The sequence below is a fragment of the Nocardia sp. NPDC004722 genome, from assembly GCF_053601505.1.
In genome coordinates, this window is the sequence record NZ_JBSGBY010000718.1 from 1 (window position 1) to 3917 (window position 3917).

General features: G+C 69.4%; 4 protein-coding genes and 1 pseudogene. All 5 read right to left on the reverse strand.

The genetic code is table 11. From position 1 onward, the window contains the following. Positions 1–823: carboxyl transferase domain-containing protein (locus ACWELQ_RS40505; protein WP_452402294.1), on the reverse strand; the 823-nt coding region annotated here is incomplete at its 3' end. Between the two features lie 57 nt (positions 824–880). After that, positions 881–1483, reverse strand: a complete 603-nt coding sequence (locus tag ACWELQ_RS40510; RefSeq protein WP_174391578.1) for a GTP-binding protein — start codon at positions 1481–1483, stop codon at positions 881–883. Further along, positions 1464–1838, reverse strand: a complete 375-nt coding sequence (locus ACWELQ_RS40515; RefSeq protein ID WP_033085504.1) for a DUF742 domain-containing protein — start codon at positions 1836–1838, stop codon at positions 1464–1466. Before ACWELQ_RS40515 ends, ACWELQ_RS40510 begins: the two co-directional genes overlap by 20 nt. Before the next feature lie 7 nt (positions 1839–1845). Beyond that, the gene (locus ACWELQ_RS40520; RefSeq protein ID WP_029930951.1) at positions 1846–2259 is read right to left on the reverse strand and encodes a roadblock/LC7 domain-containing protein; all 414 of its coding nucleotides are present in this window, start codon (positions 2257–2259) and stop codon (positions 1846–1848) included. Beyond that, a pseudogene (locus ACWELQ_RS40525) lies at positions 2256–3917 on the reverse strand (sensor histidine kinase); the annotation flags it as partial. The gene ACWELQ_RS40520 and the pseudogene ACWELQ_RS40525, both read right to left, overlap by 4 nt.

Below are 3917 nucleotides of genomic sequence, written 5' to 3' on the forward strand. Positions count from 1 at the left end.
GGCGATCGGCGCGACGGGAGTTCAGCACCGTCTGCCAGGCGTGCACCTCGACGGTGTCCAGCACGGCCGGACCGCTGCGCTCCTGCGGGCCCGCCAGGAACGAGCCCCGGCCGGGCGGCGTTGGGCTGCTTGCGTTCTCGGGCAGCGGGGCCGGCGGGTCGCAGCACACCGTGAGTACCCGGTGCGCGATGCGGCGGAAGATCGGCACCGAGACGACGCCGTCGATAACCCCACTGCGATAAAGGTTCTCGGCCGTCTGCACGCCCTCGGGGAACTTCCTCCCGTACAGGGCCTTGTACACCCGCGGGCCGAGGAAGCCGACCAGTGCGCCGGGTTCGGCAAAAGTCATGTGCCCCAACGACCCCCACGAGGCGAATACCCCACCCATGGTCGGATCGCGCAGGTACACCAGATACGGATTACCCGCCGCCTTGTGCACCGCGATGGCCCCCGCCACCTTCACCATCTGCACGAAAGCGACTGTGCCCTCCTGCATTCGGGTGCCGCCGGAGGTCGGCGATGCGAGCAGCGGCAGACCCAGCTCGGTGGCGCGCTCCACCGCGGACACGATGCGCTCGGCCGCGGCCACCCCGATCGACCCCGCGAGATAGGCGAACTCGCACGCGATCACGGCGACCCGCCGTCCGCGCAGCAACCCCTCCCCGGTGAGGACCGCTTCATCGGTACCCGCCGTTGCCGCGGCAGCCAGCATGTCCGCGCGATACTCCGGCGTGGCAGCCACCACCACGGGTGGCCGATCCCAGCTCACGAAGGAACCGGGATCGAGCAATTCGCCGAGCAGCTCCCGCGCCGAGATCTTCACGGCGCGAGCTTAACCGGGTGTGACGTCGCTACCGCTGACGTCAGTCGCCGGGTGTGTTCAGTACCCCTGGACGACCTTGCGCAGGGCGTACTCGGTGACCGCGACCAGGGCCTGCTTCACCGGTTCCCGGCGACGGGCGTCGATCGAGAGGATCGGCACGTCCGCGGGCACCGCCAGGGCCTGGCGGATGTCCTCGACCGGATACCGTGGCGCATCATCGAATTCGTTGATGGCCACCAGGAAGGGTAGGTTGCGCGCCTCGAAGTAGTCGACGGCGGCGAAACTGTCCTCCAACCGGCGGGTGTCGACCAACACCACCGCGCCGATGGCACCCTTGATCAAGTCGTCCCACATGAACCAGAAGCGGTACTGGCCGGGCGTACCGAACAGATACAGCACCAGGTCATCGGCCAGGCTGATACGGCCGAAGTCCATGGCCACCGTGGTGGTGGCCTTCGACGGAACTCCGGTCAGGGAGTCCACGCCCACACTGGCATTGGTCACCAAAGCCTCGGTGCGCAGCGGAACGATCTCCGACACGGCACCGACCAGGGTGGTCTTGCCGACACCGAAACCACCGGCCACGACGATCTTGGCCGACGTGGGCTTACTGGTGCGCGTGTCGACCTGTGTCGTCGAATCAAATACGCCGGAGTCCACTGAGAACCCTTTCGATCAGCTCGCGACGTTCATCGTCGCTGGAATCGTCTTTCAATGTCGCCGATACCCGCACATGGCCGGCGTCGATGAGGTCGGCGACCAGCACCCGCGCGACACCGAGCGGAATGCCCAGTCGCGCGGCTACTTCGGCAACCGACGGCGATTCTCTGCACAACTCCACGATTGACGTCTCGATATTGGTGAGTTCGAACTGCCGCTCGAGGGCGACCGGATGCGATGCGACGAGCGCCTCCAAGGCGAGCTCCACCTTCGGCCGGGTGCGACCGGCCGTCAGTGAATAGGGGCGAACCAGGCTCGGTTCGGCGCTCCCAACGCGTTCGTTGTCTATGTCCATCCCGCCATCAGGAACCCATCGTGACGCGAGGTGTGGCCTGGACTGTCTGGCCCACTCGCTCGACCAACAACGCCATTTCGTAGCCCACCTGGCCGATGTCGCACGAGGTGTTCGTGAGCACCGCCAGGTAAGAGCCGTCGCCGACCGCCATGAGCAGCAGGTAGCCGTGTTCCATCTCGACCACCGACTGCAACACGGTGCCGCCCTCGAACAAGTTCGACACACCCACCGAGAGGCTCGCGAGCCCCGCGGTCACCGCGGACAGCTGTTCGGCGCGGTCCACGGGCAGCTGCGCACTCGCGGCCATCAGCAGGCCGTCAGCGGATACCAGGACCGCATGCGCAACGCCGGGAACCTCATTGGCGAAATTCGAAACCAGCCAATCCAGCTGACGCTTCGTACCACCTAGATCGGGGTTCATCGGTCTCCTTTATCTCCGGTTAGGTTCATAGCTTTCATCGCGCGGCCATCCCGGACGCCCTGCTGATGACGACTCAGACTTGACCTGATGGATTCTGGGTCTCGGTGGGCCGCCTTGTCAGCGTTTCCGTTGACACCGCCGGGCACAAGTCGGTTACCGGGATCACGCTGCGGCAGACCGGCTGCCGTCCGCTTGTCCGGGGTGACCTCGATGGCCCGCTGCGCGGCCTGCCAGCCCTCATCACCCGGCGACTCAAACGACGAGGCCACCTGGGAGCGATCGGCATTCGGATCCGAGAGCCACGCCGACATCATCTCCGCGAAAATCGGCGTGCCGCCCATGATCGGGTCGGCGCCCTCCTCCGCGGGCTGCAAGCGCGTCTGGAAGAACGACGCCGCCTTCTGCGGATTGGAACGGAAGCTGTGACGTCCGGGCTCCTTGACACCGTCGGAACCGTTCTGCGGCAGGCCGACTCCCGGAATCGGGGTCGGACGCTGCGGCAGCACCGAACCCGGATCCCGCTGCGGCAGGCCGTTGAGACCACGCTGCGGCAGGGGCCCGCCCAGCGGATCCCGCTGCGGCAGCGGATCCGACAGCGGATCCGGCTTGGCGCCACGCTGCGGCAGACCACCGAGGGATTCCCGTTGCGGCGCACCGTTACCGGCGTCGCCACGCTGGGGCAGACCACCGGGTCCACGCTGCGGCAGACCACCGGCGAGCGGATCCCGGCCACCGGCCAAGGGGTCCCGGCCAGCGGACAGCGGATCGCGCTGAGTCAGGCCGCCCGACAACGGATCCGCGCCGGGAGCGCTGCGCTGGGGCAGGCCACCGTTGGCGGCCGCACCGCGCTGCGGGAGACCACCGTCACGCGGCGGGATCCCGTCGCGCTGAGGCAGGCCACCATCGCGGGGCGGAATCGCATCGCGCTGGGGCAGGCCCGGCTTGTCCGAATCCTGCTGTGCGGCGAGACCGTTGGACCCGTCGCGCGGCGCGGGGGCGCCACGCTGCGGCAGGCCACCCGGGGCGGCCGGACGCGGCGGCTGACCCAGACCGGACTCCCGGCCCGGCGCACCATTGGCACCCGGCTGACGGGTGGGCAAACCACCCGAGGCCGAATCACGCTGCGGCAGACCACCGGCAGCGGCATCACGCTGGGGCAAACCACCCGGAGCGCCATCACGCGGCGGCAGACCACCCGGAGCCGCGTCCCGCTGCGGCAGACCACCGGCGGCGGGCTCGCGACGGGTCGGGCCCGAATCCGCGCCACGCTGCGGCGCGCCATTGGTGCCCGGATCACGCTGCGGCAGACCACCGGGGGCGGCCGGGCGCGGCGGCTGACCCAGACCGGACTCCCGGCCCGGCGCACCATTGGCACCCGGCTGACGGGTGGGCAGACCACCCGAGGCCGAATCACGCTGCGGCAGACCACCCGGAGCCGCTCCACCCGGAGCACCCTCACGCGGCGGCAGACCGACCGACGGATTGCGTTGCGGCATCGCACCGGACTGACCCGGCTGCGGCAGATTCCCCTGGCCCGGTCCGCGCGGCGCGGCACCCGGCTCCCCCGGGGCGCCCGGCCGCGGCGGCATGCCGCCCGGAGCACCCTGACGCTTGAGCATATTGGCGGCCAGGCCGCCCCGCGGCGCTGCCGGACCCTC

What these genes read in the sequence shown, in the direction of transcription:
- ACWELQ_RS40515 (WP_033085504.1), bottom strand. Translation starts at nt 1,838, where the DNA reads ATGGACATAGACAACGAACGCGTTGGGAGCGCCGAACCGAGCCTGGTT.
- ACWELQ_RS40520 (WP_029930951.1), bottom strand. Translation starts at nt 2,259, where the DNA reads ATGAACCCCGATCTAGGTGGTACGAAGCGTCAGCTGGATTGGCTGGTT.